The sequence below is a fragment of the Bacillus cereus group sp. MYBK220-1 genome (assembly GCF_051916445.1).
GTDB lineage: Bacteria > Bacillota > Bacilli > Bacillales > Bacillaceae_G > Bacillus_A > Bacillus_A cereus.
In genome coordinates, this window is the sequence record NZ_JBQAGQ010000025.1 from 1 (window position 1) to 522 (window position 522).

Below are 522 nucleotides of genomic sequence, written 5' to 3' on the forward strand. Positions count from 1 at the left end.
CCTTCATCGACTCCTAGTGTCAAGGCATCCACCGTGCGCCCTTTCTAACTTAACCAAACTAAAAATTAAAAAATATGAGCTACACTGTTATCTAGTTTTCAAAGAACATACCATTTGCTATTTAAAATAGCTTTTTGGTGGAGCCTAGCGGGATCGAACCGCTGACCTCCTGCGTGCAAGGCAGGCGCTCTCCCAGCTGAGCTAAGGCCCCAAAATGTATGGTGGGCCTAAATGGACTCGAACCATCGACCTCACGCTTATCAGGCGTGCGCTCTAACCAGCTGAGCTATAGGCCCATACAAATTGCAGGATTTATTTATATCATATCCTCATTTAAGAGTCAATACTGAATTGAACTCTCAAAACTAAACGAAAACGAAACACGGAAACTTATATTGATAAGCAGCGCTTATCAATTCTCCATAGAAAGGAGGTGATCCAGCCGCACCTTCCGATACGGCTACCTTGTTACGACTTCACCCCAATCATCTGTCCCACCTTAGGCGGCTGGCTCCAAAAAGG

The 522-nt window shown here is 45.2% G+C and carries 2 tRNA genes and 1 rRNA gene; all 3 read right to left on the reverse strand.

Annotated features, from left to right (window positions below):
• Nucleotides 1–135: 135 nt before the first annotated feature.
• A tRNA-Ala gene (locus ACTFRU_RS29345) sits at nt 136–211 on the reverse strand.
• A gap of 8 nt (nt 212–219) precedes the next feature.
• A tRNA-Ile gene (locus ACTFRU_RS29350) sits at nt 220–296 on the reverse strand.
• Nucleotides 297–426: 130 nt separating this feature from the next.
• Nucleotides 427–522 (reverse strand): 16S ribosomal RNA (locus ACTFRU_RS29355); the annotation flags it as partial.